Source organism: Candidatus Uhrbacteria bacterium (genome assembly GCA_016187485.1).
In the GTDB taxonomy this organism is placed as follows: Bacteria; Patescibacteriota; Patescibacteriia; order UBA9934; family UBA10169; genus JACPJO01.
The window spans coordinates 87,975-109,926 of sequence record JACPJO010000005.1; the positions used below are offsets into that span (position 1 = coordinate 87,975).

26 protein-coding genes are annotated in these 21,952 nt (G+C 53.4%); 5 read left to right on the forward strand and 21 right to left on the reverse strand.

Annotated elements, in window-relative coordinates:
* Position 1 precedes the first annotated feature (1 nt).
* On the reverse strand, positions 2 to 526 hold the full coding sequence (locus HYW18_03180; protein ID MBI2485122.1) for a cupredoxin domain-containing protein: 525 nt from the start codon (positions 524 to 526) through the stop codon (positions 2 to 4).
* Between the two features lie 45 nt (positions 527 to 571).
* Between HYW18_03180 and HYW18_03185 the strand changes: the two genes are divergently transcribed.
* The 5 genes from HYW18_03185 to HYW18_03205 are packed head-to-tail and all read left to right on the forward strand — an operon-like array spanning position 572 to position 5,908.
* Complete coding sequence (locus HYW18_03185; protein ID MBI2485123.1) at positions 572 to 1,951, forward strand: hypothetical protein; 1,380 nt, start codon at positions 572 to 574, stop codon at positions 1,949 to 1,951.
* 3 nt (positions 1,952 to 1,954) lie between these two features.
* Complete coding sequence (locus tag HYW18_03190) at positions 1,955 to 2,746, forward strand: hypothetical protein (protein ID MBI2485124.1); 792 nt, start codon at positions 1,955 to 1,957, stop codon at positions 2,744 to 2,746.
* 2 nt (positions 2,747 to 2,748) lie between these two features.
* Entirely contained in the window at positions 2,749 to 4,506 is a 1,758-nt protein-coding gene (locus HYW18_03195; GenBank protein ID MBI2485125.1) for a hypothetical protein, read from the forward strand.
* A complete protein-coding gene (gene def / locus HYW18_03200) occupies positions 4,503 to 4,979 on the forward strand; it encodes a peptide deformylase (protein ID MBI2485126.1) in 477 nt (158 codons plus the stop codon). Before HYW18_03195 ends, def begins: the two co-directional genes overlap by 4 nt.
* The gene (locus HYW18_03205) at positions 4,976 to 5,908 is read left to right on the forward strand and encodes a methionyl-tRNA formyltransferase (GenBank protein MBI2485127.1); all 933 of its coding nucleotides are present in this window, start codon (positions 4,976 to 4,978) and stop codon (positions 5,906 to 5,908) included. Before def ends, HYW18_03205 begins: the two co-directional genes overlap by 4 nt.
* Here HYW18_03205 and HYW18_03210 read toward each other — a convergent pair.
* From HYW18_03210 to HYW18_03305, 20 genes are all read right to left on the reverse strand, one after another.
* Positions 5,817 to 7,313, reverse strand: coding sequence for an O-antigen ligase family protein (locus HYW18_03210; GenBank protein ID MBI2485128.1), 1,497 nt, complete (start codon positions 7,311 to 7,313; stop codon positions 5,817 to 5,819). The genes HYW18_03205 and HYW18_03210 overlap by 92 nt on opposite strands.
* A 1-nt stretch (position 7,314) precedes the next feature.
* On the reverse strand, positions 7,315 to 8,154 hold the full coding sequence (locus HYW18_03215) for a glycosyltransferase family 2 protein (protein ID MBI2485129.1): 840 nt from the start codon (positions 8,152 to 8,154) through the stop codon (positions 7,315 to 7,317).
* Complete coding sequence (locus HYW18_03220) at positions 8,151 to 8,861, reverse strand: glycosyltransferase family 2 protein (GenBank protein ID MBI2485130.1); 711 nt, start codon at positions 8,859 to 8,861, stop codon at positions 8,151 to 8,153. Before HYW18_03220 ends, HYW18_03215 begins: the two co-directional genes overlap by 4 nt.
* Positions 8,851 to 9,873 carry a glycosyltransferase family 4 protein gene (locus tag HYW18_03225; protein MBI2485131.1) on the reverse strand — a complete coding sequence of 341 codons (1,023 nt, stop codon included), beginning with the start codon at positions 9,871 to 9,873 and terminating at the stop codon, positions 8,851 to 8,853. The genes HYW18_03220 and HYW18_03225 overlap by 11 nt, the downstream gene beginning before the upstream one ends.
* A 3-nt stretch (positions 9,874 to 9,876) precedes the next feature.
* On the reverse strand, positions 9,877 to 11,307 hold the full coding sequence (locus tag HYW18_03230; protein ID MBI2485132.1) for an oligosaccharide flippase family protein: 1,431 nt from the start codon (positions 11,305 to 11,307) through the stop codon (positions 9,877 to 9,879).
* Between the two features lie 20 nt (positions 11,308 to 11,327).
* Positions 11,328 to 11,732, reverse strand: coding sequence for a 30S ribosomal protein S9 (gene rpsI / locus HYW18_03235; GenBank protein ID MBI2485133.1), 405 nt, complete (start codon positions 11,730 to 11,732; stop codon positions 11,328 to 11,330).
* A complete protein-coding gene (rplM, locus tag HYW18_03240) occupies positions 11,729 to 12,091 on the reverse strand; it encodes a 50S ribosomal protein L13 (GenBank protein ID MBI2485134.1) in 363 nt (120 codons plus the stop codon). Before rplM ends, rpsI begins: the two co-directional genes overlap by 4 nt.
* 2 nt (positions 12,092 to 12,093) lie before the next feature.
* Positions 12,094 to 12,444 carry a 50S ribosomal protein L17 gene (gene rplQ, locus HYW18_03245; protein MBI2485135.1) on the reverse strand — a complete coding sequence of 117 codons (351 nt, stop codon included), beginning with the start codon at positions 12,442 to 12,444 and terminating at the stop codon, positions 12,094 to 12,096.
* A gap of 2 nt (positions 12,445 to 12,446) precedes the next feature.
* A complete protein-coding gene (locus HYW18_03250; protein MBI2485136.1) occupies positions 12,447 to 13,157 on the reverse strand; it encodes a DNA-directed RNA polymerase subunit alpha in 711 nt (236 codons plus the stop codon).
* A gap of 4 nt (positions 13,158 to 13,161) precedes the next feature.
* Positions 13,162 to 13,779: a 30S ribosomal protein S4 gene (gene rpsD, locus HYW18_03255; protein ID MBI2485137.1), complete on the reverse strand. Its 618-nt coding sequence runs from the start codon at positions 13,777 to 13,779 to the stop codon at positions 13,162 to 13,164.
* Between the two features lie 5 nt (positions 13,780 to 13,784).
* Positions 13,785 to 14,234, reverse strand: coding sequence for a 30S ribosomal protein S11 (gene rpsK, locus HYW18_03260; protein MBI2485138.1), 450 nt, complete (start codon positions 14,232 to 14,234; stop codon positions 13,785 to 13,787).
* Between the two features lie 5 nt (positions 14,235 to 14,239).
* Positions 14,240 to 14,632, reverse strand: a complete 393-nt coding sequence (gene rpsM / locus HYW18_03265; protein ID MBI2485139.1) for a 30S ribosomal protein S13 — start codon at positions 14,630 to 14,632, stop codon at positions 14,240 to 14,242.
* 3 nt (positions 14,633 to 14,635) lie between these two features.
* A complete protein-coding gene (gene rpmJ / locus HYW18_03270; protein ID MBI2485140.1) occupies positions 14,636 to 14,749 on the reverse strand; it encodes a 50S ribosomal protein L36 in 114 nt (37 codons plus the stop codon).
* Positions 14,750 to 14,764: 15 nt separating this feature from the next.
* A complete protein-coding gene (gene infA / locus HYW18_03275; GenBank protein MBI2485141.1) occupies positions 14,765 to 14,983 on the reverse strand; it encodes a translation initiation factor IF-1 in 219 nt (72 codons plus the stop codon).
* A gap of 93 nt (positions 14,984 to 15,076) precedes the next feature.
* The gene (locus HYW18_03280) at positions 15,077 to 16,849 is read right to left on the reverse strand and encodes an alanine--tRNA ligase (GenBank protein MBI2485142.1); all 1,773 of its coding nucleotides are present in this window, start codon (positions 16,847 to 16,849) and stop codon (positions 15,077 to 15,079) included.
* A gap of 88 nt (positions 16,850 to 16,937) precedes the next feature.
* Entirely contained in the window at positions 16,938 to 17,546 is a 609-nt protein-coding gene (locus tag HYW18_03285) for a hypothetical protein (protein ID MBI2485143.1), read from the reverse strand.
* A gap of 24 nt (positions 17,547 to 17,570) precedes the next feature.
* Positions 17,571 to 19,196 carry a murein biosynthesis integral membrane protein MurJ gene (gene murJ / locus HYW18_03290; GenBank protein ID MBI2485144.1) on the reverse strand — a complete coding sequence of 542 codons (1,626 nt, stop codon included), beginning with the start codon at positions 19,194 to 19,196 and terminating at the stop codon, positions 17,571 to 17,573.
* Positions 19,189 to 20,427, reverse strand: a complete 1,239-nt coding sequence (locus tag HYW18_03295) for a PKD domain-containing protein (protein MBI2485145.1) — start codon at positions 20,425 to 20,427, stop codon at positions 19,189 to 19,191. The genes murJ and HYW18_03295 overlap by 8 nt, the downstream gene beginning before the upstream one ends.
* Before the next feature lie 24 nt (positions 20,428 to 20,451).
* A complete protein-coding gene (locus tag HYW18_03300; GenBank protein MBI2485146.1) occupies positions 20,452 to 21,042 on the reverse strand; it encodes a hypothetical protein in 591 nt (196 codons plus the stop codon).
* Entirely contained in the window at positions 21,008 to 21,949 is a 942-nt protein-coding gene (locus HYW18_03305; protein MBI2485147.1) for a magnesium transporter CorA family protein, read from the reverse strand. Before HYW18_03305 ends, HYW18_03300 begins: the two co-directional genes overlap by 35 nt.
* Between the last annotated feature and the right edge of the window lie 3 nt (positions 21,950 to 21,952).

Here is a 21,952-nt window from a genome sequence, read left to right on the forward strand (position 1 = left end):
ACTACTCGACAATCAATGTTCCTCCCATCGAACCGTGGAAGTTGCAACGAAACGGGAATGTACCAGTGGTGTCTGCGACAAATTCTGTCGTCACAGGCGTTCCCGCGCCGAGCGTAAGGTTCACGTTGTATCCCGCGAGCGTGTAGGTGTGCAGCCCATCTATACTCAGTGCTTGCAGAGTGACTGTGGAGCCCTTCTTTACCCGAATGGTGGAAGGTTCGAACCCAGAAAACCTCGCCAACACCGTTACACGAGTTTCTTCTGGCTCCGGTTCTGCAGGAGGAGTTTGTGTGGGTTGGTTTTCCTGACCCTGTTGTGGTTCTGGCTTCGTTGGAGGGGTCTCTGGCGGTGCGGCCTCGTTCCCTTCTGCGGCAGGAACTTCTCCCTGAACATCTTCTACAACGATCGCATTTGCTGGTTCTTCCTCGTTCGAATCAATCGTTATCTGCGTTTGACTGGCACAACCGGCACCGATAAGGATCACTGCCGCGAGTGCAAAAGCACTATATTTGTTGGGGAATTTCATAGTAAAGTTATTATAACATACCGCCTCTGGTATAATAGGACTGCTATGCGATTCTTTGCTATTTTTACTGCTCTCGCTGTCTTGTTTGCCCCCTCTCCCCTTCTTGCCTTCAACCCAAACTATCTTATCTCCGACCACGAATTTACCGATCGATTTGCTCTTGATCTTGGAACGATTCAGAATTTACTTGCGAAGGGGACGTTGGCACGCTACGTTGTGGAAGATGTTGACGGCCGCCGCCGTTATGCTGCGGATATTATTTGGCGTGCGGCGCAACGAAACGGGATCTCGCCAAAAGTGATCATTACCATGTTGCAAAAAGAGCAGAGCCTCGTGGAAGATACTTCGCCCGCTTCCACACAATTTGATTGGGCGATGGGATATGGCATTTGCGACACGTGCTCGTACGAAACTCCTTCCGCGCAGCGTTTCAAGGGATTCGCCAAGCAGATCAACTCTGCCACTCTGCAACTTGCGGAAGGATATTTGGCAGATCTTCTTTCAAAAGGTAAGACCGTTCTTGGTTTTGCGCCCGGCACAGCAAAGACCGTAGACAACACGGTGGTGGTACCAGAGAACAACGCAACGGCGGCACTGTACACGTATACACCGCACTTACACGGGAATAAAAATTTTGTGACAATTTTTGATCGTTACTTTGCCAAGCGCCACCCGTCGGGAACACTTCTGCGCGATCCAGAATCTGGAGGTGTATACCTGATTCAATTTGGAAAAAAGCGCCCGTTCCTTTCGCTGGCGGCGCTTGTGTCGCGCTACGATGTGGCGCGTGTGATTGACGCAAGCCCTACTGACCTTGCTGGGTATGAGACAGGCTTGCCCATAGCCTTTCCAAATTACGCGCTCCTTGAAGCTGCTGGTACTGTCTATCTCCTTGTGGATGACACCGTCCGCCCGTTTGCGTCCTCGGATGTCCTTCGCGGACTTGGGTTCAATTCGGATGAGATTCTTGCGGTTACCGCCGAAGAACTTGCACCCTACGACAAAGGAGAGCCTATTGTGCTTGATAGCTCGTACCCGGAGGGTGCGATCTTCCAGCACGACACAAGCGGCACGTATTACCTCATCCAAAACGGACGTCGGCATTTGGTCGCTACTGATGAAATTCGCAAACTTACCTGGGGTACGAAGGAGGTCCATCGTGTGGGTGAGGACCGCATTGTTGCGTATCCGGAACGCGCAGCCGTCAAGCTTCCCGACGGACTTCTAGTTAAATCCTCGGATGATAGTCGTGTATATGTGATTTCTGATGGTACGCGCAGGCTTATTCCCGATGAAGAAACTTTCCGCGCGCTTGGCTGGAAGTGGGAGCTTGTGAAGACCGTTTTGCCGGAAACCCTGCGTGTCCATCCAGAAGGTCTGCCGCTTGAATCCTCAACTCAAGCTGTGAGTATTGCCACACCATAGTCTATGTTTATCCATGCTGCGTGCATCCCTCACTCCCCTCTTCTTTTACCTTCCATCCATGCGGAAGATACAGGTCTGCTTGAGCCGACCCGCGCGGCCGTACGCGAGGTTGCCGAGCATCTCTATGTTTTGAAGCCGGATGTTTTATGTATTCTTTCCGGGCACGGTGAGCACTATACGGATGCGTTTAGTATAGACGCAGCCCCCTGGTACGAGGCGAATCTTCATGCGTTTGGAGATCTCTCTAGCCCGCAAAAGTTCTCGGCTACACACGCGCTTACGGATCGCCTTCAGAGGCGTGTGCGCAAAGAACATACTCCTTTCACTCTTTCGACAAACGCTGTCTTGGAATACGGCACAAGTGTTGCTTTACGGCTCCTTGCAGAGAAGCTCCCCGATGTGCACGTTCTCCCGCTCGCATTCAGCGACCTGTCCCGCAAAGAACATTTTCAATTTGGGCAGATTGTCCGCGACGTCTTTGATGAAGCGCCTGAGCGTATTGCCGTCATTGCTGCAGGCGATTTGTCCCACGCACTTGAGAGCACCTCGCCCGCAGGCTACGCGCCTGAGGGGAAACAGTTTGAATCAGCTTTGGTACAGGCGGTGAATCAGGGGAGCGCTGCGCAACTCCTCACCATTCCCGATAATGTCATCGAGCGTGCGCACGAAAGTATGTTGCGCCCGCTTCTCATCCTCTACGGGATGCTGGAAAAAACATTGTTCAAAACGGAAGTCCTCTCTTACCAGGCGCCGCTTGGCGTGGGTTATCTTGTCGCGCAGTTTCATATACGTTGAGTATGTTCGCAGACGTTTACCCTCTTGTGCGTCTGCCACGAAGACTCCATGCTTTTACGTATGCGCTTCCTCCAGCCGGAGACACACAGGTATGCGTGGGAGATCTTGTGGAGGTTCTCTGGCGTGGGCGGCGCGTAGAAGCTGTTGTCGCCCGCCTTTCTGGGGCCGCGCCTTCGCGTGCGATAAAACCGATCGAACGGCTTGTCGGGCGTTTTTTAAATCCTGAAGAGTTGCGTGTATATGAAGAGGCAGCGGCGTGGACATTCCAGTCCCCTTCCTCCGTTCTGCTTTCTGCACGGATTTTTACTGAAAAACCGTCTGCCCTTTCACTTATAAAGTCTGATACACATCGTTTTTCGCGCAACGAGCTCGGTCTTTTGACCTCGGCGCTTGCCGCTTCGGGAAATGCAGGATTTATCCAGACGGCAGATGTCGCGGAAAGCGCCATACTCGCGCTTCTCCTTCATAAAAAACGCCGTGCCCCCACCCTTCTTCTTGTCCCACATGCGCACGACGCGGGGGTTGCCGCTGGCGTTCTTGCCGGTGCCCTTCCTCGCGTGCGCATCTACGACACCTCGCAGAAGCTCTCGCAACGGGCAAAGATTGCTTCCCTCTGGCGGAGCGGAGATATTCCAATTCTTGTGGGCACACGTGCAAGTACTCTTCTTCCTCCGCCGCGTGTGCTGGGGAGTATTGTTGTTGCGCGCAGCACGGTTGCAGAGCATGCCCAGACAGATCGAAATCCGCGCTACGACGCGCGCCGCATCGCCGCGGCATGGTCTGCCGTGCGCCGATGCCCGATCATTTCCTCGGGTTCCCTTCCGGGCATCCAAGATCTATTTGCTTACAAGACAATGACGAAGCATGAGGGAATTCTCTCCGTTCTCGCTAATGCCATCGTTGTTCCCATGGCGGCATCTTCGCGTAAGCATCCACTGCTTTCGGATGATCTCCTCTCTGCAGTTCGTGAAACCCTGCAGTCTCGCAAGACGGCGTGGCTTGTGTTGAACCGCAAAGGCGTGGCTCGCGCGATGACATGTCGTGTCTGCCAGTTTGTGGAGGTATGCGGTACATGCAAAAAGCGACTGGCCGTCTATGACACACACCTGTGGTGCAACACGTGTGTGCGTGCCACGCGCCGCCCGGAAACCTGCAGACGGTGCGGCGGAGAAGTGCGCCTTGTTGCTCCAGGCCTTTCGGCGCTTGCGAAGGAGTTAGCACGGCATTTTCCCGACACGCCAATCACCCTCGTCCAAAAAGGAGGAGCGCAGCCGTCCATACGTCTAGGAATCCTTCTTACCACAGACTTTTTCTTCGAGAACTTTTTCACTCCAGCCCTCTGTTCGACAGGCCTTGTCGCCCTTGTCTCTTTCGACGAAGAACTCGCGCGCAGTCCTGCTCGCGTATGCGAGTACGCAGGCGCGGCGTACCGTTTAAGAGCGCGTCTTTTATTACAAACATACGAAACGAGCCTCACGGACCTTTGGCGATCAGATCCTACAAGTAGCGTCGAGCGCGAATTAGAAGCGCGTAGGCACCTTGACGTTGCCCCCTTTCGTGAGGAAGTCACTCTTCGTCTTGCTAAAGGCGCGCCCGGGACGTTGGATGCCGTTGTGGAAAAACTTCACGCGGATATGCCCGCGCTCTCGCTTACGCCTCTGTCCGACGGCGCCGTCTCTCTCGCTCCCCTTTCTCCCGAAGCCGTGCAAGCCTTGCAGAAGCTTCCCGATTCCATTATTCTAGAACGTATATTTCTATGAGCCGCCGGACGATTATCACAAATCCTTCCCCCACTCTTCAGGAGAAAAGTCTTCCTGTGGATTCCGCGGAAATTTCCACGACCGAGTTTCAAGTATTTTTGGATGATCTTCTTGAAACAATGCACGGGGCCGATGGAGTCGGCATCGCCGCTCCACAGGTTGGTGTACACAAGCGTGTCTTCGTTGGCCTTAAGGGAAACGAGCCCCATGTTTTTATTAACCCCGAAATCACCCGTGCTTCTTTTCGCAAAGTTGATTCGGAGGAGGGATGCCTTTCGGTGCCAGGAATATGGGGCATCGTACGTCGCCACCGTTGTGTGACTGTTTCGTATACAGATCGTTTCGGGAACCCCGCCCGCGTTCGTCTGGAAGGACTTCCTGCCATTGTGGCGCAGCATGAGACGGATCACCTTGAGGGGATTTTGTTTATTGAAAAAGCGACGCGAATTACCACGCCGCCGTCCGCTTTGTGACCATTGTCTTTTTTGGTTCACCCCATCTTGCCGTCCCCTTCCTCAATACTCTCATGATTCATGAGGGGTTTACGGTTCTTGCCGTTGTCACGCAACCAGACCGTGCTTCCGGGAGACACAAAATACCTCACCCCTGCCCTGTTGCCCAAGCGGCCGCTGCCTACAAGGTGAATCTTTTCCAACCGGTCTCTCTCAAGCGCGATAAGAATATCCGAAAAAAACTTGCCGATCTTGGCGCCGATGTGTTTGTTGTTGTCGCCTACGGGAGCATGATTCCCGATGAGCTTCTCGCGCTCCCCCCCTTTGGCGTCATTAATGTGCACCCGTCCCTTCTTCCTCGACATCGCGGTCCTACCCCTATGCCTTCGGCGATCCTTGCCGGTGATGAAGTCACGGGAATCAGTATTATGAAACTCGATCACGAGATGGACCACGGACCTATCCTTGCACAGTTGGAAATTCCTCTCACGTCCGACATGGACACACCGGCTCTTGAACAGATTGTTACCTACAAGGGCCCCGTGCTCCTCGCTGATACGCTGGAGGCTTATCGAAAAGGGCACCTCAAACCGCGCGAACAAGCACACGAGCGCGCCACCTACTGTCAGCTTCTTACACGAGACTCGGGCCGGCTTGACTGGAAAGAAAGCGCGGAACAATTGGATCGGACGATCCGCGCGTACCGTCCGTGGCCGGGAACGTGGACGACATGGAAACGCAAACGACTCAAAATTCTCGACGCAGCGTTAGCGGCGGGAAGCCTGCTCAAACCAGCGGGAACCGTTTATGAAGAAGGGGGGTATGTTTATATTTCCTGTCATCGCGGTTCCATTCTTCTTAAGCAGCTCCAGCTCGAAGGGGGAAAGCCTCTTTCGATACGGGATTTTTTGCGAGGCTATAAGGATTTTGTCGGCTCTCGCGTAGAATGAACGGTGTTATAAAGAGGAAAAATCCAAGACCAAGTGGGTGGTTGAGATACGGGGAAAATGCATGGACGACAGCAAGGGTGAGGAGGCCTGCAGAAAAGCCTGCGCGAAGCCAGAATGGTTGATCGTCGGCATGCCAGAGAGCTCGGAAATATGCAGCAAAAAGCCACAGAAACGCTACAAGGCCAAGAACCCCCATCTTTAGCCAAAGGTCGAGCCACCCCCACTCAAATGCGTGGGTGGTCCACCGCCCCTCCGGATATTGCGCACGGATGCGCGGATCATCGCTCTGCACTTCTAACCCCTTTCCAAATCCATTTCCTCTCCACAGATGTTCCTGCGTACCATCCCACATGATGGGGAGAAGCTTCCACCGACTTGAGATGGCGGCATCGCCAAATTCCGTACCGCGCTTTGTAAATACATCCTGCAGATTGGAGACACGCGTGGGAAGGGGAAAAACGAGAAAGACCAGCGCGACAATCAAAAGAAGGCTTCCCCCTACGTGTGCAACAAGACGACCAGCGAGGCGGAGCGTACGAGAAAAAGATTTCCGTACAAGCAGGAGGAAAAGAAATGTGCCGCCAACCATTCCACCAAGCCAGAAACTTCGTGAAAGACTAAGAACAATACCTGCTAGTAGAAGGCTCCACACCCACGTTCTCTCTGCCCGACTCCGTTCCCACGCAAAGGCCACAAGAAGGAAGAGTGTGGGAATAAGGATGATCTGGCTCTGAAGGAATATGCGCCAGTACCCTCCGCTCATGAGGGTAATTTCTCCAATGCGCGCATCACGAATAAATTTATACAGAGGAACGAGGGCTATACCATCAAGATGAGTAAAAAGATAGAGGGTACCAAGCGAAAAGATGGCGACCCAAAGGGCTGTAGCCGTGAATACGTGGAGAAGTTGCCGGCACATATCGCGTGACCAGGCCACAGACGCAAGAGGGAGAAGGTACAGGGCGAAGAAGTATCCGTTGGCATCGTCCAAAGCCGTGAGAGGATTATTTTCCTGCATGCCGACAAGAAGACCACTCACGACAGCTCCCGCGACCAAGACCCAGGGCTGGAGGATAAGGTCACGCAGATGTGGCACCTCGCGCTTCCACAGAACGCGTACGCCCCACCCAAGAAGGATTCCGGCAAAAATGACAATGCGCTCCGTAAGGACAACGGGCCCAATATTCGCCTCGATGAGATGCCCGTGGGAAAAAGCGAAAAGTTCGGCAAAGGCAACGAGAAGGGCCGCAGACGGACGGCGAATGTAGAGCCACGCTGCCCCCACACCCAGAGCGAAAAGAATGGGGAGAGCGAGAGGGGTGTACCGCACCAGTATGGAAAGAATGACGGCCGCCGCTAACCCGCCGAACGTGACCCATGTTGTTTTCCCAAAAAATTGCTCCATATTAATAACGTTTGACGAAATCGGCGATACGGCCGAGAATCCACAGAAGCGGGTGGAAGAAGACAAATATCGCCCACGCTCCCCAGCCGAAATGCTTGCGGATGTAACGGCGGAGGCTTCGACGGATGACAGCTTGTTTTTCCCGCGTACGCACCTGACTAAACGATCCACCCTTCGCGTGCCGTGCCTGGACATCTGCATAGTAGCGAATTTTCCAGCCCGCGTCTTTTGCACGCTTACAGTAATCCACTTCCTCAAACCAGTAGAAAAATCCCTCGTCGAGCAACCCAATATCTTCTATGAGCGCGCGCCGAATGAGGAAATACGCGCCCATGACTTGGTCTACGTCCTGTGTCTTGCGATAATCGAAGTCTGTTTTGAGGTAGTGTTTGAGAATCTTTGGGAAAAGGTGCGGAAGTTTTAGCAGGACAACAAGTTGATTGAGAGGGGTGGGAAAAGCTCGGACCGACGGCTGTGGCGAACCGTCTGGATTAGAGAGGCGCACGCCGGCAATACCCACCTCCGTGTCTTGATTAAGGTGACCAAGAAGTGTCGCAAGACTGTCGTCTGTGAGTTCGATGTCGGGATTAAGCAAGAGAAGGTACTTTCCTGTGGCTTCACGAATTCCGCGATTGCAACCGCTGGCAAATCCTCTGTTCTCCTGTGTAAGGAGGTGGATCCGCGCGTCCGAAACGACGTCCGAGAGATCCTCCTCTTTGGAGTGGTTAATAATAAACAATTCCCACGACAACGATGTCGCGTGGCGGAGAAGAGAGGCGACCATGCGCCGCAGATGATCTGCCGATCGATAATTTACCGAAATAATGCTTATATCCGTCATAGACCATGCTTGTGGATGATAGCATCGCGCGCGCTTTCGTATGCGCGAACCGATCGGGGTGTCCAGCCGAAGAGCTTCCAGGGAAGCCGATAGAGCCCCGACGGCCGCCACGAGGAAATTCCCTGTCGCCCATGTCCCACACGGACGTGAAACAACTCCTCGGGAACATAAACTCCCCTCCCCCCTTTTTGAAGAATAGAAAGCCACACATCCCAATCTTGGAAACGCTTCACTTCTTCGTCAAATCTCGGAAACCATTCGCGGCGAATGAGCGCCGACGTATGGACGTAATTCATCTTTCGCAAGCGCTCTCTCGAAAATGGGAAACTTTTAAATTGCTTCCACCCAAAACGAAATCCCGAGTAGGCGTAGGCGGCTGTGGCGTCACTCTTAAGGACTCGCAGGAGCTTTTCAAGCATGCCTGGCTTCATGACGATATCTGCATCAAGGAACAGGACATACGGGCTCTTTGTACGATCAAAACCAACATTTCGCGCACGGTTGCTTCCTTGATTCGTCTGCTCGATGATGATAACCCCCTTCGCCTTATAGGGAGCAAGAACCGTGCGGGTATTGTCGGTGGATCCGTCATCTACAACAATAATCTCGGCGGGTGGGAGGGTTTGTGCCAACACAGAGTCAAGACACGCCGTCAGGGTACTGGCATGTTGATAGGTAGGGATGATGATGCTGATGTCAGAGGACATACGGGGACAACTGCTCGTACAGACGTTCTTTAAGGAACCCTTTTTGTACAAACGCACGATTCGCCTCTCCCATCTTTCGGCGTCTTTCTGGATCACACGAAAGCTCTTGGATGGCATCGACAAGAGCGCGCGTATCCTGCGAGGGGACGTGTATAGCCCCGTCAGGAGATACAGCTTCGCCAATCGCTTTCTCGTTTGAGGCAATAATAGGAAGGCCGGCGGCTCCAGCCTCGAGATACACAATACCAAACCCTTCGACATCCTGCGTTGTTGAGGAAGGGATAAAGGTAAATATATCAGCCGACCGCCATACATCCAGTAGAGCGCGATCGTCCTCTGGGGTAAGAAAATGTACCCGCGAAGAAACACCCAGCTCACGCGCCTGTTTTTCCAGAGATGCGCGCTCCGGCCCCTCCCCAACAATGGTGTACGTGACGTCTGGAAGTTCTACAAGTGCCTCAAGGATTCGTCCATGATTTTTTCTTGCGACAAGCCGTGACACAGTGAGAAGCCGGCAAGGCGCGGACATTGCAGCGGAGACAGGGTGCGAGAGAAGCGGCTCCATAGACACGGGAAGAGTCGGCCGTACAGGGAGAACTGCGCAAGAATTATCAAATTGCCGGATTTCCTCTGCGAGCGTTTCGGAATTACACACCACAAGACGCGCTCCCCGCAGGATTCTCCGTGTAAGCCATCGCTTCCAGGCATTGCGCGTCCCGAGGCGAAAATCCATACCGTGTAAAATCACGATGTACGAGACTCGGCGAAATAATCGCGTGATAAAAGCGACACTCCCCATCGGGTGCACATGGCTCACCCAAAGAGTCGTTTTGCCAGGCAGCCGAATGGTGCGCAAAAGAGCCGGCAGCCAGGCAGGCCATGCTCTGTGTGTGAGAAGTCTCGACGACCAGACCTCAAAGGATTGGGGGAAACATTTCACCACGGCTTCAAGATAGCGTGCGATGCCGCCTTTTTGCGGAGGGTATTCAAGCGTGAGCAAAATATGCTGCATAACTCAAGGGCGGCAGAGGGCAAGGAGAGTCTTTACGCGTTCGCGAGAAAGCACACGCACAATCCAAAGACCCCCTACGTAGACAATGGCGCCAAAAGTAATAGCAAAGAATAGTCCTATCGTGTCGAGGGCGAGGTAAACAATCAAGGCCATTACTCCTCCAACCAGCAGGATACGGGAGAGTTTTCCAAGAAGGCGTCTCGTGTGAAGAGTAGTTATGCGCGGAACGAACAAAAGACCCGAGAAAAAGAGAAAGAGGAAGCTTCCGAGAGCGGCTGTGGCAGCTCCGGTGGTGCCGAAACGCGGGACAAGAAAAATGTTTGCTGCCGCATTCATGATGAACGTCGCACCCATAAGACTTGTCTTGAGGGTCTGGCGGTGCGCAGCATTCAAAAGCGAGCCGACAGGAAAGTCTAAGAAGAGTGGGATCGTCGCAAAAACGAGAATTTGCAGAGGGGCGACAGCGCCAAGAAATTCCTGCCCAACGGTTTGCACGATAAGCTCTGGCGCAACCGCCCAGATGCCAAATGCAATGGGGGTTGCCAGCACCATCATATACTCCACCGCATCCTCAAACGCACCGGAAAGTTTTTCGCGCTCCTTTGCTACATACGCACTCATTGCTGGATAAAGCGCCGCCGCAAAGGCCATAGGCAAAAACTGGAAGGCGTAGGTCAACTTGTAGGCAACAGCGTAGTACCCTACGTCAGTAGCCGTAAAGTACGTAGAGAGAAGGATCGTATCCAGATAGGAATAGCCCTTCACGAAAATGCCGGAGAGGGCGAAGGGGACGGCAAGGTAAAGGAGGTGTCTCATACCCTGCAAAGACAAGGCGGGACGAAGAAGAGAAATACCGAAGCGGCGGACAACGATAACGGTCGAAAAAACAGCGTTCCATGCACTTCCGGCAAGAAGGGCGACCACAAGCCACACAAGCGGAGCATGGAGGATAAGAGCGATTACTCCCACAACAACCGTGATCCCCTGCCCCACGAACATCCCAACAGACTCGAATGTGAGAACCTGTACGCCCCGAAGAAGCCCGTACATGGTAAGGGTAATGGCATCCACAAGCATGACAAGGATTGCAACTCCCACAAGTGCGCGCACAGACTCCGCATAACCCATTGCCGAGACAAAAAGCAGGACAAGAAGTGCCGCAAGAAGGGAAAAAACCACTTTCAGGGTAATAGTTTGTGCGAACATCTCTCGCCAACTCTCTGAGCCCTTTGCAACCGTGCGAATCAGGACCGGCTGAAGACCCATGTCTGTAAGAACAGAGAACATCGTTGTAACAGAAAGCGCCAAGAAGTAATCCCCGGTGTTTTCTGTGCCCACCAGACGAGCGAGAAAAAGAAAATACAAAAACGCCAGCGCTTTCTGTACGACAGAGGCTAGCGTTAATTGCAGGGTGTTTTTCCCAAGCCGGCTCATGGCCGTATGGTACCCAATTTCTAGCGTTTTGCCCACTGCGGAGCTCTGCGAGCTTTTTTCAAACCGTACTTTTTCCGCTCTTTTCGGCGCGCGTCACGCGTGAGCATCCCTTCTTTTTTGAGGACGGGTCGGAAGTCCGGATTCCAAGCAATAAGAGCGCGCGCAATACCAAGTCGGATCGCTCCCGCTTGTCCGGCAACACCTCCGCCGGAGGTCTTCACAGCCACCTCGACCTGCCCTTCCATGCCGGTTTGCCGCAGAGGCGCAGTAATCATAGCTTGGTAGGCAAGCTGTGGAAAATACGCTTTGACGTCACGGCCGTTGACATGAATAGCGCCTGTAGTTCCTCGGACAAGCTTCACCTGCGCAACCGCGCGCTTGCGCCGTCCAATACCATGATCGTTGTTGGTCACTGCTGTCGTCATACGGAGGAATCAAATTTTAACCGTTTCATGCGATTGGTTCGCAATTTATTCTGTGGGAGCATCGAGTACACCGCGTGCGAAATCAACTGTGTGGGATCCATTTCTTTCACGCGCGAAAGCGACACCTTCCGAAATCCGCCCGGATGTCCACTATGGCGAATATGGAAAGTTTCGGCCGCTTTTTTCGCATCAAGCTTCACTTGGCCTGCATGCAAAACCACGACGACGTCACTGCTGTCTATATGCGGCGTGTAGTCCGGACGATGCTTACCCTGGAGAATGTGGGCAACTTCCGATGCCACGCGTCCAATGGCGCGTCCGGAGGCATCAATCGTATGTGTTTCCGTTGGACGATTCATAATTACAGAAGCTCGATTTGCATAACTTCCGCGCCATCTCCTTTGCGCGGGGGGAGATTTGTTAGACGAACATATCCGCCCGTACGCTGCATATACCGCGGACCGAGGACTTCAATAGTCTTTTTTACCGCAAGCTCGTCTGGGAGTTCCGCCAAAAGTTTCCGCCGGCCGGCAAGCGTGCCTTCTTTTCCGTATTCAATCAAACGTTCCAGATACGGGCGCACCGCCTTTGCCTTTCCGCGGGTTGTTTGAACCCTTTCGTAAAGAATAACGCTTTGCGCTAAACCGGAAAGGAGCGCGCGGCGCGCGGCGCTTTTTCTATCAAGAGTTACTTTTGTGCTTCGATGACGCATAGTTAGGAGGTCGCCTCCGTTTCCCCAAGACCGTTTGATACCGTTGTGAAGTAGTCCATCAGAATTTTTGTGGAGTCGCGCACAGCATCTTTTGGAGAAATTGTTCCGTCCGTCTCAATCGTCATGATGAGCTTGTCGTAATCCGTGATCTCCCCTACGCGAGTCGCTTCTACGCGATAAGACACATTGCGGACGGGCGAAAAGAGAGCGTCCACCGCGATGGTGCCCAGATCTTCCCCACCCTTGCGCACTTTTTCCGTTGGCCGGAATCCGCGTCCTTTTTCCACCGTAATTTCCATTTCCAGCCCTGCTTTTGCCTCCGTCATGGTGCAGAGCACGTGCGCGGGGTTAACGACTTCCACTTCGGCATTCGGCTCGATACTTGCCCCCGTCACTTCTCCTTCTCCTGTCGCGCGCAGCATGAGCTTTACCGGCTCGTCCGTGTGCAAACGCACACGCAGCTGCTTCAAATTCAAAATGATCTGGAGCACGTCTTCCTTCACGCCCGGAATCGCTTGGAACTCATGCGTCACGCCCTTAATTTTCACCGCCGTCACCGCAGCCCCGACAAGCGAGGAGAGAAGAACGCGACGGAGCGCATTGCCTGCAGTCGTTCCATAGCCGTGAAAGCATGGCTCGACAACGAGCTGGGCCTCACGGGGGGTGGCGCCTTCCTCTACGCTCACCTTGGTTGGCAAGAGAATATTCTCCATAAAATTAGCGGGAATAAAATTCCACGATAAGTGTTGGGTCAAAAATTTGCTTGAGGTCTTCGCCCGCAGGGATAGAGGTTACTTTTCCTGTAGTGCTTGCCGGATCCACATGAAGCCATGAGGGTGTTTTCTGCTTTGCAAGACGCTCAGAGAGCGTGGAGAAGACAGGCTTTTGGCGCTTGTTCTCTTTGATGGTGACCGTGTCTCCAACACCCGTGTGGTAGGACGGGATGTCAACCTTCTTCCCATTCACCATGAAAAATCCATGATTTACCAACTGACGAGCGTGCCGGCGAGAGAGACCGAATCCAAGACGATAAATAACATTGTCAAGGCGCATCTCAAGCGCCTGAACCAAATACTCTGACGTATTTCCTTTCTTCCGCGTTGCTTTCTCAAAATAGTTGCGGAACTGGCGCTCCAGAATACCGTATTGACGCTTTGCTTTTTGCTTTTCGCGCAACTGAATGCCGTATCCAGAAGAACGCTTTGGACGTGCCTGCACAGCCCCATGCTGGCCCGGACCTCCCGGGCGGCGACGCGCGGCGTTCTTTGGATTATCGTCGAGCGCCACTCCCTCGCGGCGGCTCATCTTTCCAATGGGTTTGAGAATGCGTGCCATAAGGTTTAGAGACGGCGGGGCCGCGGAGGACGGCAGCCGTTATGCGGAATAGGGGTCAGATCCTTAATGGAGAGCACGTTAAAACCCTGTGCATTAATACTGCGCACCGCGGAGTCGCGTCCGGAACCTATACCTTTCACGAACACGTGTACATCTTTGAGTCCGGTGTCCTTCAGCTTTTCGGCAAGTGTTTTCAAAATAACCGTTGCCGCATAAGGTGTGGATTTCCGCGGCCCCTTGAATCCACAGTTCCCAGAGCTCGCCCACGCAAGTGCGTTCCCATTCAAATCGGTAGCCGTCACAATCGTGTTGTTGAAGGTCGCCTGAATATACATATTTCCAACGCTCACCTGGCGCATGGTTTTCTTGCGCGCCTTTGCTCGTGTAGCAGGCGCGGCCGATTTCGCCTTGCCTTCTTTGATCTCTGCTGGTTGTGCTTGTGTGGTTTCTGACATACAGATTAAGTCTTGGTAAGCACACGGCGTCCAGATCCGGTAGTCTTACGGACGTTTCCACGCACGGTGCGAGAGTTGGTTCGTGTCCGTTGTCCGCGAACAGGAAGGTTCTTCCCGTGGCGCGAGCCGCGATAACTGCCGATTTCTCGCAAGCGCTTCACATTGCCGAGTACTTCACGGCGCAATTCCCCTTCTACACGCAGCTTCTTTTCAATCTGGTCGCGGATTTTCGTCACCTGCACGTCGGTAAGCTCCTTTGTGCGGAGTTTGGCGTCCACGCCCGCTTGCGAGAGCACACGGCCTGCCGTTGCTCGGCCGACTCCATAGATAGCCGTAAGCGCAATGTGAATGGGCTTTTCGGAAGGAAGACTGACGCCGGCGATACGTGCGGTTGCCATAGGTTAGCCCTGACGCTGCTTATGTTTAGGATTCTTACAAATAACAATGACGCGGCCGTTGCGACGGCCGACTTTGCAATCACGACAAATCTTTTTTACAGAGGCGCGGACTTTCATGTTCACGTCTTGCCCTTAGAAACGATAGACCACGCGACCCTTCGTTAGGTCGTACGGGCTCATTTCAACTTTGACCTCATCCCCCGGCAATAGGTGGATGCGGTGCATACGCATTTTTCCCGCCAAGTGACCATGGATCACCTGACCGCTTTCAAGTCGAATCTTGAATTGCGCACTTGGTAAAAGCTCCTCCACGACTCCGCGAACCTCAATAAACTGCTTGTTCGAATCCATAGGCTTGCGGAAGTCTATCATTTTAGCCAAAAAATGCAAGAGAGTTGTGGATAGGGCGAAGTGCCGATAGGTTACGCGTTCTGTTTTCTGCTGTCAAGCACTCAAAATTGCCTTGATACGGCGAACGCCAGCCGAAACAGCCTCCTCCTTTAAGATACGGAAATGCCCTAATTCTTTTGTGTTCTCCACATGCGGTCCGCCACAAACTTCTTTAGAGAAATGTCCGGCCTCCTCACTTCCAACAAAGTAAACTTTCAGCTTCTCGCCAATCTGTGCGTATTTATCCTCGAACAGCCCAATAGCTCCTCTCGCTTTTGCTTCCTCAAATGTAAGCATTTCAAAACGGACCGGGAGAGTCTTTTCTATGTGCTCATTAACGATTTCTTCGACACGCTGTTTTTCTTCCTCGGTCATTTTTTGCGGGTGCGAGAAGTCAAAACGAAGTCGCTCTTGGGTAATATTAGACCCACGCTGCTCTACATGATCTCCAAGAACAGTACGCAAGGCCTGATGGAGCAGGTGCGTTGCAGTATGCAGACGCTTGGATTCCTCCGAATGATCAGCTAGTCCACCAGTAAATTTTTGCTCCGATCCCGCACGGGAGAGGTCTTGGTGTTTACGAAACTCGGCCTCGAAGGTGGCACGATCGATCGTCTGTCCCCTCTCACGGGCAAGCTCCTCTGTAAGCTCCAAAGGAAACCCAAAGGTCGTGTAGAGAGTGAAAGCATCCTCCCCGCTGACAAATTCTTTTGCGGAGAAGATTCGTTCAAACTCTTTGAGACCTTTTTGAAGTGTTCCAGAAAACTTTTTTCCTTCCTGCTCAACAACCCCAACAATATGCTCAGCTTTTTCGACAAGCATCGGGTAGGGTTCCTTAAGCGTATCAATAATAGCGTCAAGGATTTCGCGAACTTCTGCAGGAGCGTGTGCAAGACGCGAGATTTCACGAATAGACCGACGAATGAGGCGTCGTAGGATGTATCCTTGATCTTTGTTCGAAGGTTCAACACCATCGGCAACGATCATCACCGCCGCACGTAGGTGGTCAGCAATGATGCGCAAAGAGCGCAGATGGCCTTTGGCACGTGCGGCTGTTACGCGCTCGATAGTTTTCAAGATGGGAGCAAAAAGCTCTGTTTCGTAGACACTTGTGTGCCCGTTAAGAACCGCAAGGGTGCGCTCAAAACCCATGCCGGTGTCTACATTGGGTTTTGCGAGAAGCTCAAAGCGTCCGTCGGCTGTTTTGTTGTACTGCATGAATACGTCATTCCAAATCTCCACCCAGTGTTTGTCGCTTGAGTCAAAAGTGGCTGGTGCCGTCTCGGCGCCCGTCCAATAAAACATCTCGGTGTCTGGTCCGCAGGGTCCCGTTTGTCCTGCCGGCCCCCACCAATTATCTTTCCGTCCAAGATAAGCGATACGCTCCACCGGCACACCAAACGACTTCCATAGCCCGGCCGATTCTTCGTCGCGCGGGATTCCCTCTTCACCGGCAAAGACACTCACGGCAAGTTTTTCAAGCGGAATGCCGAGCTCCTTCGTGAGAAAAGTAAAGCTCCACTCAATAGCTTCACGTTTGAAATAATCTCCAAGAGACCAGTTGCCAAGCATCTCAAAAAACGTGAGGTGCGTGCTATCTCCCACCTCGTCAATATCGCCCGTGCGCACGCATTTTTGTACATCCACAAGACGCTTGCCGGCAGGATGAGGCTCGCCCAAAAGATACGGCACCAGCGGGTGCATACCGGCCGTCGTAAACAGCACGGTGGGATCATTCTCTGGGATAAGGGAAGCCGAGGGGATACGTTTGTGGCCCTTAGATTCAAAGAAAGAAATGTATTTCTCTCGAAGTTCCTGCGCTGTCATAATAAGGGGCAGTTTATCATCTTGCGGACATTTAACAAGACGAAACCACCCTGTGGGGTGGTAAAAGAAAGGGTGAGCTGCTCCTTGCCTATTCGTAGGCAAGGACGAGTTCAATCAGGGAACGTTCTGCTCTTGTCGGAAACGTCATCTGCTTGAAGATGCCTGTGACGCACTCCTCGACCGTTGGCGTTGTGGACACGCTCGTCTCCACGTTGGCGCCGTCTACACTACCGTCTACCCTGATGCGCAGATATATGATGAGACGGACGAATCCGCTCACCCTGTCGACAACCGGATCGAAGGCGAAGCAGGCCGTCAGTTTTTTCTCGGCCTTATCCACAACCTGGTAGAACGGATCTGCGGTTCTCGGATCGCCCGAGAGAAGATTGGGAACGAGAGGGCCGATTCCGATCGTGTTCCCAATGATCAGCTGCCTGCTCCTTGCCGTCGGCGGTGCCTCACGCTTCTTGAGCTCGATGACGATCTCCTCCATCCGGGAGCGGATCACCGCAGCCTTGTCGATGAGCGCGTCGTGCTCGCTCTTCAGTCGGAAGAACTCTGCCGCCAGGTCCTCGGTTGCGGCCTGCCAGAGAGGGACGACGATGGGGTTTCCGGCCTCCCCGCTCACTGCCGGCAGCGGCAGGGAGAGCGTGACAAGAAAGAGGAAGACAGCGGAAAAAAGCGCGGTTTTTTGCATGACGTATTCCCTTCTTTCTTCACCCTACAAAACTTGCTCGTTATTGGCAACAGGCAGGGCCTCGGCGGGGCGGAAGCGACGGAAAAGATGGCGATGAACGAGGGCACGGAGTTCGCCAAACTCTTCGACATGAAATAGGGAGGAAAGCGAGAGATAGATAGCGGTGCCGATGCTTCCAACGACGGCTGTTTGAAGAAAGACGCCGGCAAAAGTGTCCAGGGGCGCGAACCAGACGGTGAGCGGTTTTGAAACTTGCATACCGATGGCCATAAAAAGCCCTGCGACAGTCATCTTGAGAAGGCTCCGGAGAAGTTTAGATTCATGAATGGCACCAACTTTTACACGCAGCATTGCCCAAAGCAAGATAAGCTCCACCACTTGCGCCAGCGAGAAAGCAATACCGAGACCGACAATACCCAGCATCTCTGTAAGGCGGCCGGCGCTCAAAAGGAGTACCAGCGTGGAGAGTGCACCAGCCACAAGCGGAGTGACAGAATCACGATAGGCAAAAAATGCGCGGATGAAAAGAAGATTGAGTGCTTGCGCAAAAAGGCTCATAACTAAGAAGGCAAGCGTGTCAGCGACCAGAAGCGTCTCCTCCCAGCCGAATGTTCCCGCGCCAAGTACGAGACGCACCGTTTGCGCACGCAAGAGCAGAAGGAAGAGCGTGGCAGGAATAATGAGATAGAGAATCTGGCGCACCGCTTCAGACATTATATCGGCAAAGCGAGATGTGTCCCCCTCCACTCCCGCACGGCTAAGAAGCGGGAAGGCAGAAATGGCAAAACTCACGGCAAGAATGCCGACCGGAAGCGAGGTAAGGTTGTAGGCAAATTGAAAGACCGTCACACTGCCCGCGGCAAGTGCCGAGGCGAGAACGCCAAGAATGATGAACTGGATCTGTGACATGCCAATGCCGAGTACACGTGGCCCAAACAAGAGAAGCGCTGAAGACACGTCGGCGTGAAACCACGGTTTTGGCCAATGAGGGCGATACCCCATTTTCCACGATCCCCACACGGGAATCGCCATATGGAGAAAGGCGCCAAGCACTACACCCCATGCGAGACCAATAGCACCCACAGCGGGGACAAAAAACACGGCTCCAAGAATAATACCGATGTTGTAGAGAACGGGGGAAAGCGCAAACAGGGCGAATCGCTGCGTCGCCTGAAGAACGTTGCTGAAGACAGAGGAGACGGCGATGAGTCCTTCCGCGAGAAAGAGCACGCGCATAAAGAACGCCACGTGCTGCTGCTTGTCAGACGAAAAACCTGGTGCAACAAGCTCTGCGAGGAGAGGAGCAAAGAGAATGCCCAGGAGCGCACCGGCGCCGAAAAGTACCCCAAGCCCAATGAGCATGCGATTTGTGAACGCCCATCCTTCGTCTGCCACTCCATCAGAGCGGAGATGACGGACGAAGAGCGGAATGAAGCTTGCGGAGAGCGCACCCGTGATCAGCAGAGCAAAAAGAAGGTCGGGAATGCGAAATGCCGCATAGTAAACATCGAGCGTATCTCCGGCCCCGAATGTCCCTGCCAGGACACGATCGCGCCATAGTCCAAATAGACGACTTACAAAGGAAAAAAAACCTAGAACAAGCGCTCCACCAGCCAAACTTTCTATAGGCTTTTGGAACCAACTAAGCATGCGGTGGCTCTATCTTCTTACGTGGCCGTTTTGACGCAGGGGCCACTCCCGTACTCGTGGGCGCACTCCGATACGCAGCCACAAGTCCCAACACAATAGCAAGACCAAGAACAATCAACAGCATGCGTACGGTGCCGTTCTCTAAGTCGAAGAATGGTACGAAAATCTCCACTTGGTCTTCTACAACGTCACCCTCGGGCGACGTCATCTTCAGCGTGACAAGATACTCTCCTGACTCAGCATATGTGTGTACAACTTCGCGTCGGCGTGACGTTGTATCGTCTCCAAAATCCCAATTGTATGCATATCCTTCGTCGCGGCTTGGGGCAACGGCGTAGAAGTTGTACGTAGACCAGCGCACCTGTTCAAAGGAAAACTTTGTATCCTGTGACGATCCGCGGGTTGCTTCAGATTCCTCTTGAGCAGTCGTCTCGTCACTCTCTTCTGCCAAAGATGCCTCCGTGTCTCCCGTGACTTCTACCGCCTGCTCCTCTCCTGGTGCAGGAGGAGATGACAGAGCGGGAGCCGCGTCCGCGCTCGTGGGCGGCGTGGTTGTCGTTGTCTTTGCGGGAGATTGTGCTGGCGCGGGAGGTACAGGAGCAGGCTTTGGGGCCGGTGGCGGTTCCCCAAGCGGCGTTGTGTCAACCGCGTCGGATTTTCCATCGTCGTCGGTATCGACATCACGCGGGTCGGTTCCCTTCATGGCCTCCTGTTCGTTGGAAAGTCCGTCGCCGTCAATATCCGCGTCGCAAGCATCTCCATCCGTATCTGTGTCCATGTTTTTTTGGTCTGCATTCGTTGCTGCCGGGCAGTTATCATTTTGATCCAGCACCCCGTCACGGTCTTTGTCCGGAACGGGAGTCGCAAGCGCCGTGATGACGACATTATCATTCTTGTTCGTGTCCGGCGGATCTACGTTCGTCACCTCCACGCGGACATTAAACGTCCCCTCCGGAATAAGAAGATCCACAAACACCTCCTCCTTCACGCCACCGGCACGAAGCGAGATCACCTGCGGAGTTCCGCTGATCGCCGTCCCGATATAAAAACTCACATCCCCCGTGACATCCACATCGCCGGTGTTTCTCAGTGTCGCATAGACACGCACGGTGTCCCCCACGTACAGAATGTCTTTTGAAAAAGTCACCTCCGGGAGGATCTGCACTTCCGCCGCGGCGTGCGCAAAAAAAGGAAAGGCAAGAAACAGGACGGTAAGAACGGGTATGCGCATATAGGCACAAGGATACCTGGCGAGTTAGGTATGAACAAGTTGAATGTGGACACCGGGAGAGAGCCATGCCCCAGGAGCTGAACCCAGCATAACGTGAAAGACGCTTTGATAAGAGGGATGGATGCGCACAAGGACGTTGTCAAATGTCTCGCGTGGATCATGCGCAAGGCAGACGCGTACGCGCTGGCCATTTTGTACATGAAAATCTTCCGCGTCGTTTGGCGAGAGGTGAAGGTGCGGAAGTGGAATCAGTACACCCTGCGTGAGATCTATGGCACCTGCCGGTCCTTGCAAGCGGACAGACGGAGATTTCCTTGTGTCACCGGAATCACGATCGGGAATTTCAAGACCAAGCACACGTGCATCCCCAAGAGAAAGTTCCAGCTGGGTTTCTTCCCACGCGGGACCGATGATCGTCACATGTGCCAACATACCGCTCGGACCTGCCACCCGCACATCTTCACGATACACAAACTGTCCGTCAAGATACGGACGCGGACGCAGAAAAGAGAAGGCGTGCGTTTCCCCAAATAAAAGTCGGCCGTGCCGCTCGCTCAAGTGCACATGCGGGGTCTGAGCTTCAACGGGAATGCTCTGGTGCAACAGTGTGCCCATACGGACGGTGCTGGAATAAATAAAACAAGCAGAAGGTTGTGAAAAAGGAAATGATAAGAAGCAGGGCGACGACAAGCGGGTGCTGGATGAAGGGAAGCCACGGCACATTCATGCCGTAAAGCCCCGCAACAAGGGTTGGGGGCATGAATGCGGCCGCGATAGCCGTAAAAATACTCATAACTTCATTTGTGCGGTGCGTAAGAAGAGCTTCGTTGACCTCGAAGAGGCCGTCAATGATTTGCTTAATATTATCCGACGCCGCCCACATGGAGTCGAGAATGTCACGTACGTCATCAAAGTACACATGCGCCTCCGGCGGTAGGTATTCGCGTTCCATCGTAATCATATTCCCCAGCATCACGCGCTCTGGGTCCAAGCTTGTGCGCAAAAAAAGAACGTTGCGACGAATGCGCGCCAGCTCCAGCGTTGTCGCGCGGTCCCGCTCGTTGTACACGCCATCCTCCACCTTTGTGACGTGTGTCATCAGCTCCTCCACAACGTCATGCGACTGCGTAAAGAGTACGCGCAAAATGCGGTAGAGAAGATAGGCAGGATCACGACCCATCACGTCCGCGCGAAATTTCGGATTGCGAGAGGCGCGTAGGAAAAAGCGCTCCAGAGCATCGAATGGCCGCTTTGTGACAGTGACCAAGTATTCTGACCCGAGAAAAATCTCGATGTCGTCCGTGATGATCCGCCCCCCGTCCGAAAAGCGTGGAATATGAAACACGGCAAACAAGTAATGTTTGTAGACATCGAGTTTTGGAATAGAGTTTGTTTGCGCAAGATCTTCAAAGTCGAGAACGTGAAATTGAAACTGTGTACGCAAAAATTCCACATCGGCTGAATCAAGTCCGTTGATGTGGTGCCAGATGAACTTCCTCCCTTTCACGTTGTTCTGACTCATGGG

Bases quoted from the DNA above. Each gene is read 5' to 3' on its own strand.
- rplM (MBI2485134.1), bottom strand. From the start codon at position 12,091: ATGAATCGTCCAACGGAAACACATACGATTGATGCCTCCGGACGCGCC.
- HYW18_03180 (MBI2485122.1), bottom strand. From the start codon at position 526: ATGAAATTCCCCAACAAATATAGTGCTTTTGCACTCGCGGCAGTGATC.
- rpsD (MBI2485137.1), bottom strand. From the start codon at position 13,779: ATGGCACGCATTCTCAAACCCATTGGAAAGATGAGCCGCCGCGAGGGA.
- rplQ (MBI2485135.1), bottom strand. From the start codon at position 12,444: ATGCGTCATCGAAGCACAAAAGTAACTCTTGATAGAAAAAGCGCCGCG.
- HYW18_03185 (MBI2485123.1), top strand. From the start codon at position 572: ATGCGATTCTTTGCTATTTTTACTGCTCTCGCTGTCTTGTTTGCCCCC.
- HYW18_03285 (MBI2485143.1), bottom strand. From the start codon at position 17,546: ATGCAAAAAACCGCGCTTTTTTCCGCTGTCTTCCTCTTTCTTGTCACG.
- rpsM (MBI2485139.1), bottom strand. From the start codon at position 14,632: ATGGCAACCGCACGTATCGCCGGCGTCAGTCTTCCTTCCGAAAAGCCC.
- HYW18_03300 (MBI2485146.1), bottom strand. From the start codon at position 21,042: ATGGGCACACTGTTGCACCAGAGCATTCCCGTTGAAGCTCAGACCCCG.
- HYW18_03280 (MBI2485142.1), bottom strand. From the start codon at position 16,849: ATGACAGCGCAGGAACTTCGAGAGAAATACATTTCTTTCTTTGAATCT.
- HYW18_03230 (MBI2485132.1), bottom strand. From the start codon at position 11,307: ATGAGCCGGCTTGGGAAAAACACCCTGCAATTAACGCTAGCCTCTGTC.
- rpsK (MBI2485138.1), bottom strand. From the start codon at position 14,234: ATGTCAGAAACCACACAAGCACAACCAGCAGAGATCAAAGAAGGCAAG.
- def (MBI2485126.1), top strand. From the start codon at position 4,503: ATGAGCCGCCGGACGATTATCACAAATCCTTCCCCCACTCTTCAGGAG.
- HYW18_03210 (MBI2485128.1), bottom strand. From the start codon at position 7,313: ATGGAGCAATTTTTTGGGAAAACAACATGGGTCACGTTCGGCGGGTTA.
- HYW18_03250 (MBI2485136.1), bottom strand. From the start codon at position 13,157: ATGGAGAATATTCTCTTGCCAACCAAGGTGAGCGTAGAGGAAGGCGCC.
- HYW18_03215 (MBI2485129.1), bottom strand. From the start codon at position 8,154: ATGACGGATATAAGCATTATTTCGGTAAATTATCGATCGGCAGATCAT.
- rpmJ (MBI2485140.1), bottom strand. From the start codon at position 14,749: ATGAAAGTCCGCGCCTCTGTAAAAAAGATTTGTCGTGATTGCAAAGTC.
- infA (MBI2485141.1), bottom strand. From the start codon at position 14,983: ATGGATTCGAACAAGCAGTTTATTGAGGTTCGCGGAGTCGTGGAGGAG.
- murJ (MBI2485144.1), bottom strand. From the start codon at position 19,196: ATGCTTAGTTGGTTCCAAAAGCCTATAGAAAGTTTGGCTGGTGGAGCG.
- HYW18_03190 (MBI2485124.1), top strand. From the start codon at position 1,955: ATGTTTATCCATGCTGCGTGCATCCCTCACTCCCCTCTTCTTTTACCT.
- HYW18_03220 (MBI2485130.1), bottom strand. From the start codon at position 8,861: ATGTCCTCTGACATCAGCATCATCATCCCTACCTATCAACATGCCAGT.
- HYW18_03195 (MBI2485125.1), top strand. From the start codon at position 2,749: ATGTTCGCAGACGTTTACCCTCTTGTGCGTCTGCCACGAAGACTCCAT.
- HYW18_03305 (MBI2485147.1), bottom strand. From the start codon at position 21,949: ATGAGTCAGAACAACGTGAAAGGGAGGAAGTTCATCTGGCACCACATC.
- HYW18_03225 (MBI2485131.1), bottom strand. From the start codon at position 9,873: ATGCAGCATATTTTGCTCACGCTTGAATACCCTCCGCAAAAAGGCGGC.
- HYW18_03295 (MBI2485145.1), bottom strand. From the start codon at position 20,427: ATGCGCATACCCGTTCTTACCGTCCTGTTTCTTGCCTTTCCTTTTTTT.
- rpsI (MBI2485133.1), bottom strand. From the start codon at position 11,732: ATGACGACAGCAGTGACCAACAACGATCATGGTATTGGACGGCGCAAG.